The sequence below is a fragment of the Spiroplasma sp. hy2 genome (genome assembly GCF_044714365.1).
Taxonomy (GTDB): domain Bacteria; phylum Bacillota_I; class Bacilli_A; order Mycoplasmatales; family Mycoplasmataceae; genus Spiroplasma; species Spiroplasma phoeniceum.
The window spans coordinates 1-6567 of record NZ_RXFZ02000040.1 but is presented as its reverse complement, the minus strand read 5'-3'; the positions used below and the strand labels follow the sequence as shown (position 1 = coordinate 6567).

6 protein-coding genes are annotated in these 6567 nt (G+C 27.5%); all 6 read left to right on the top strand.

Features of this window, described 5'->3' with window-relative positions; genetic code table 4:
* The first annotated feature begins 178 nt into the window (after nt 1-178).
* The 6 genes from leuS to EHV01_RS02180 all read left to right on the top strand — a co-directional run bounded on the left by leuS (nt 179) and on the right by EHV01_RS02180 (nt 6483).
* The gene (gene leuS, locus EHV01_RS02205; RefSeq protein WP_422066017.1) at nt 179-2596 is read left to right on the top strand and encodes a leucine--tRNA ligase; all 2418 of its coding nucleotides are present in this window, start codon (nt 179-181) and stop codon (nt 2594-2596) included.
* A 40-nt stretch (nt 2597-2636) separates the two neighbouring features.
* A complete protein-coding gene (locus tag EHV01_RS02200; RefSeq protein ID WP_422066016.1) occupies nt 2637-3524 on the top strand; it encodes a hypothetical protein in 888 nt (295 codons plus the stop codon).
* Nucleotides 3525-3997: 473 nt separating this feature from the next.
* On the top strand, nt 3998-4816 hold the full coding sequence (locus EHV01_RS02195) for an NAD(+)/NADH kinase (RefSeq protein WP_422066015.1): 819 nt from the start codon (nt 3998-4000) through the stop codon (nt 4814-4816).
* Nucleotides 4817-4818: 2 nt separating this feature from the next.
* Entirely contained in the window at nt 4819-5184 is a 366-nt protein-coding gene (locus EHV01_RS02190; protein WP_400248842.1) for a PTS transporter subunit EIIB, read from the top strand.
* 119 nt (nt 5185-5303) lie between these two features.
* Complete coding sequence (locus tag EHV01_RS02185) at nt 5304-6089, top strand: ADP-ribosyltransferase (RefSeq protein ID WP_422066014.1); 786 nt, start codon at nt 5304-5306, stop codon at nt 6087-6089.
* 37 nt (nt 6090-6126) lie between these two features.
* Entirely contained in the window at nt 6127-6483 is a 357-nt protein-coding gene (locus EHV01_RS02180; RefSeq protein WP_422066013.1) for a binary toxin-like calcium binding domain-containing protein, read from the top strand.
* The last annotated feature ends 84 nt before the right edge of the window (nt 6484-6567 follow it).

Genomic DNA, 6567 nt, shown 5'->3' with positions numbered 1-6567 from the left:
AATTCTGTAATTATTTTTTTCATTAATTATTTACCTCCATATATTAAAAATATACCTAATTTTAGGTATATTTTATAAATATCAAGAGTTTTCGACAAAATTAAAGTGCTTAAATTACTAACAAATTTTGGAACAATGTTATAATTAAAAAGATAAAAATTTAGAAAGGGTAATAAAGATGGAATTTTCGCATAAAGCAATTGAACAAAAATGACAACAATATTGAGAAGAACATCAAACTTTTAAAACAACAAATAATTCAGAGCAAAAAGCTTATATTTTAGATATGTTTCCATACCCATCAGGAGCAGGTTTACATGTTGGACATCCAAAAGGATATGTTGCAACTGATGTAATTAGTCGTATGCGAAAATTGCAAGGTTATGATGTTTTGCATCCAATTGGTTGAGATGCATTTGGTTTACCAGCTGAACAATATGCTTTACAAACAGGGAATGATTCAGCAGAATTTACTTTGCAAAACATTGCTAATTTTCGTAACCAATTAAAAGCACTTGGCTTTAGTTATGACTATGAAAAAGAAGTTAATACTTCTTCACCAGAGTTTTTTAAAACAACACAATTAATTTTTGAATTATTATATCAAAATGGATTAGCTGAGATGCGTGATGTTGATGTTAATTGATGTTCTGAATTAGGCACAGTCTTAGCTAATGAAGAAGTCTTAAATATTAATGGAAAAATGGTTTCTGAACGTGGACATTTTCCAGTTTTTAAAAAACCAATGCGACAATGGGTTTTAAAAATTACTGCCTATGCAGAAAAATTATTAGCAGGATTAGATGAAGTTGATTGGCCAGAATCAGTTAAAGAGTTACAACGAAATTGAATTGGAAAATCAGTTGGTGCTGAAATTAAGTTTGCGGTCCAAAATAATCCAGAAATTATTAATGTTTTTACAACCCGTGCTGATACAATTTTTGGTGTTGAGTATCTTGTTTTAGCACCTGAGCATCCATTAGTCTCAAAATTAACAACACCTGAATATGAAACTGCTGTTACAAAATTTTTAGCAGCAACAAAAGCAAAAACTGACTTAGATCGGCAAGATATTAGTAAAGAAAAAAATGGAATGTTTATTGGTAGTTATGCTATTAATCCAATTAATGAAAAGCTTATTCCAATTTGAATTGCTGATTATGTGTTACCATTTTATGCAACTGGTGCTGTGATGGCTGTGCCAGGTCATGATGAACGGGATTATTTATTTGCTTTAAAATATCATTTACCAATTAGTTATGTTATTGAAGGAGAACATCATAATAAATTACATAATAAAGATGATAAACATATTAATTCTGATTTTTTGAATGGTTTAATGACAGAAGAAGCAACAAAAAAAGCAATTGATGTTTTAACAGCAGCTGGAAAAGCGAAAGTTAAAACTACTTATAAACTTCGTGATTGGTTATTTTCTCGTCAACGATATTGAGGAGAACCTTTTCCAATTATTCATTGAGAAGACGGTTCAATTAGTTTAGTTGATGAAACAGAATTACCGTTAGAATTACCAAAAATGACAAATATTAAACCATCACAAACGGGAGAATCACCATTAGCTAATGTCACAGAATGATTAACTGTTATTGACAGTACTGGAAAAAAAGGACGCCGAGAAACTAATACGATGCCGCAATGAGCGGGTAGTTGTTGATATTATTTAGCTTATATTTTAATGGAAGATAAGCAACTGTTAGACTTACGTAGTGCTAAAGCACAAGCTTTGTTAAAAAAATGATTGCCAGTTGATTTATATGTTGGTGGCCAAGAACATGCTGTTTTGCATTTATTATATTCACGTTTTTGACATAAATTTTTATATGACCAAAAATTAGTTCCAACTTCTGAACCATTTTATAAATTAGTTAATCAAGGAATGATTTTAGGGACAGATGGTTCAAAAATGAGTAAATCAAAAGGAAATGTGATTAATCCTGATGATATTATTAAATCACATGGGGCTGATACATTACGTTTATATGAAATGTTTATGGGACCAATTGAAGCATCATTGCCTTGAAATCCAAATGGCTTAGATTCAGCACGAAAATGATTAGATCGCGTTTATCGTCTTATTAAAAATAATAATTTTTCGCAAGATAATAATCATGAGTTAGATTTTGTTTATCATAGAATAGTTAAAAACAGCACAGAAATGTTAGAAAAATTAAGTTTTAATACAGCAATTTCACAACTAATGGTCTTTATTAATGCTTGTTATAAAATAAAAGGTCCAATTTATCAACCGTATTTTGAAGGGTTTACTAAAATGTTAAGTTTGTTTGTTCCACATTTAGCAGAAGAAATTTGAACAAAATTAAATCAACCATCATCAGTTGCATTGTCAACATGGCCAACATATGATGAAAAATATTTACAAAAAAATGAGGTTATAATTGCAGTTCAAGTTAATGGTAAATTACGTGCTAAATTAGAAGTACCACTTGATACATCAGAAGAAGAATTATCAGCTTTGGCTAAAGCTAATAGCAATGTTCAAACCTTTTTAGATAAGCATGAGATTATTAAAGAAATTATTATTAAAAATAAAATTGTTAATTTTGTTATAAAATAAATAGAAAAGATATTAATTATTTAATCAAAGGAGAAAAGTAATGCAATTTGTTCGTTCTAGCAATGGACCATGAGGTTTTTTTGACCCAGCAGGTTCATATCTGCCAGGGGCTGATTGAACTGACCAGTGATTTTTTAAAGGTCATAATTATGTCTTTCAATTAGTTGGCATTAGTATTTTTGTTTTAATTATTGGTTCATTATTTGTTTGCAGAAAGTATTATGCAAAAACTGTTAATTGACAATGGTTTCGGATTTCAATCGGGATTTATCAAATTATAACTTATTTCTTAACATATGTGATTTGAGTAGCTTATTTAGCAGTTGTTTTAAAAACAGAGTGAATTTGAGGACCGGTGGGACCTTCGCAAATTCGTGGTTTAAGTGAAGTTATGCCATTACACTTATGTAGTTTACACCAGTTATTATCGGGCTTTATTTTAATTTTTCCTAGTCGAAAATTTTTTGAAGTTGTTGCTCCTTCAGCAATTGTTTTACCAATTTTAGCAATTATAACGCCGGTTAATGGTTATTGAAGTTTAGATAATTTCTTTTACTATAATTACTTTATTCTTCATACATTAATTATTTTTGCTTATTTATATGTTTATAAATATGGTTTAGTTGGAAAGCCTTATAGTAGTTTATTATTTAAATGACAGTTATTATGATTAACATTATTTTCTATTATTGCAGTAATTTGAGACTGAATTTTTAAAACAAACCAATTATTTGTGGGGCCAAGTAACGGTGAACCATGGAACAATGGTGGTTTTAATGTTGGTGGTTGAAATACAAACTTTTTTGGTGCAAAATATATGTGGCCATTTACTTGATTACCAATGTTTTTCTTAGGAATTGTAATTGTTTCATTAACCCATATTTTATTATTTTATCTACCACAAAGTTTTTATATGTGTAAATTGTAAATGCAAATGTAGCACTTTTTATATGAATGAAAACCTTATTTTTAAGCTTAATAGTTATTTTAGTAATTAATTAACTAAAATAAGCCATAAAATAAAAGATATTTTTGCTTTAATTTTTATAAAAAATCTTTACAAATTTAAAAAGCTTGATTTTACAGTTTATAAAGTGCTACACTTCATAGTACAATTTACAATGATAAAAAAACAAAAAAATTAGAATCTGTTCCTCGCGGCGTATGTAATAAATTTCATACTAAAGAAGGATTAACTTACATTACTTTTACTTTTAAATATATTTTTTGATCAGATAATAAAATTCATTATCATCTTAATCAAACTAATTTATTAAAATTTACTGATATTGAATTATTAACAATTCGCAATAAGAATCATAGTTAGCAAAGCTAACTATTTTTTATTTAATTAAGTTTTCAATTTAAAATAAAGGTATAATATAACTAAATGAAAAAAAGGTGGCGAGAACAATCGTTAAATATGCAATTATTGCAAATGATTATCAAGAATCAACACAGTTAGTTAATAAAATTAGTAAACTTTTACAAGAAAATCAATTAAAAGAAGATCTTAGTAACCCACAGTATGTTTTTATCATTGGTGGGGATGGAACTTTATTAAGAGCGGTTAATAAATTTCAAAATATTATTGATAAAGTTTTTTTTATTGTAATTAAATCTGGTTCATTAGGATTTTATGCCAACTATGATGAAAATACTTATCCTAAAGCAATTAAAGCAATTATTAATAATAAAGTTCATATTCGCCAAATGCCATTATTAGAAATTAAATATAATGGTAATCTTATTCGCTATGGATTAAATGAAGCAAAAGTTGTTGACCATGTTAAAATAATTCGTACTGACATTTATGTTAATAATGATTTATTGGAGCATTTCCGGGGAAGTGGACTTGTTTTTGCAACTAAAACTGGTTCAACAGGTTATATGCGAGCAATTAATGGTTCCATTATTGCATCTAATATTTCCACTCTATGGCAATTAAAAGAAATTGCTCCGGTGGCAAATTCAACTTTTTCCACAATTAACGCTTCAATTATTTTAGACCAAGATCAAATAATAAGGTTAAATGGTGAGTTGAAAGGAAAAAGTTTAGTGATTGATACTTATGAATCAGAAATTTTAAGTTCCGATGTAGAGTTAAAAATTAGTCAAAAAACATTGAACTTATGCTATGATAAAAAAAATGATTTGAGTCTAATTGCAAAGATGAAGTTATTATTTGCTCATTGCAATGATAACAGAGGAGATGATTAATAATGCAAACTGAATATATTATTATCATTGTTGTGGCAATGATTTTAATGCTGTTGTTTATTTTAATGATGATTTTTCGGAAAAAGATTTTTAATTTTCAAAAAATTCTTGTTCCAAAACAAGTGCTTTCTTTTTCTATTAATGATTTAATTAATATTTTAGGAACAAAAACAAATATTACAATGGTTAAAGCAACCTTAACTCGGTTGCGAGTAACAGTAAAAGATTTAGACGAAGTTGATTTGGTTTTGTTAAAAACTAAATTTAAATTAAAAAATATTGATATTGTTGCCCAAACTGTTATTTTGCCATTTGGCAATATCAGTTTAGCAATAAAAGATGAAATGAATAAAATTATTGGAACATAATTATTACAATTTTTTATTATTGTTTATTTTTATCTGCAAATAATTTGTTAAAAGCATTTTCGTGCTTTTTTTGTTACTTTTAAGAGATAATTTAATTATAAAGTGGAGGAAGAATTGCAATGATATTTGAAGAGTTTATTTTTTATGTGCCAGCGTGAGGACGATTAAAGCAACCTTTCAATAAAAAATTTAATAAAAATCGACGCCACTATAAAGACAGACATGAAGAAGCAAGGAATGGCGGAAGACAATTATATAATGATTGAGAAAATAAATTAACAAAAAATGAGAAAAAGGAATTCAAGGAGTATTTGGAACAATATACCGGAAGTCATTATGAACCAATTAATGAATATTTACGAAAGACAAATGGAAAAATATATCATAATATTGAAGCTATTCCAGCTGAACTTAAATTTACAAAAAATGATTTAAAGAAAGTTAATGATAAAATTTTAAAATTAGATAAATCATTTCAAAAAGCAAAAACAAATGAAAAATTAGTTGTTTTTCGTCGGGTTAGTGGCTATCAATTTTCAGACCATGATCTTAATTTACGTGATGCAAATAATAAAATTAATCGTGATTTATTTACGAAAATTCGGCAAGACTATACTGGTAAAAAATTTACGCAACATAGTTTTTTAAGTACGTCTTTATCAAAAGACCCTCATAAATCATATTCTGGGGAGCGTTATCCAATTTTATTAAGAATTAGTTTACCAAAAGGAACAAAAGCAATTTATGTTGATGAAATTAGTAAGTATTATGGTCAAAATGAATTATTGTTAAATCGTGGTTATACCTTTCGTTATCATAACTTCCTTATTGTTAAAGATAAAACCACAGGTAAAGAAAGTATTAAAGTTGAGATTTCTTTAGCACAAGAAGATAAAAAATTTTAAATAATAAAGCAAAGAATGAAAAGGAGAAGTAAATATTATGGAAAAAAATACAGATATTGATAATATTAAGCAACAAAGTTCTTGCCTTAACAGTGATTGTGAGCATGCGTTAGATAGTGATGATGATGGCATTCCTGATTGTTGAGAAATCAATGGTTATACAGTTGAAGGGGGATTAATTGTTCCTTGAGATGATAAAAAACACAAACCAGGTAAATTTATAAAATATAAATCAGACCCGTATAATAGTCATACCACGGGAGATCCTTATTCGGATGCTGAAAAAGTATTAGGAAAAATTGACCAAGGAGTTTTACCAGAAGCACGTCATCCGCTTGTTGCTGCGTATCCTAAAATTGGAGTAATAGACTTCTTGCATAACCTATTAAAATAATTGTAAATATTTTTAAAAAGATACTAATAGCAAATTATAATTTTAATTAATTATGTCTTTTATTTAAAAATTTAATATTTWWAT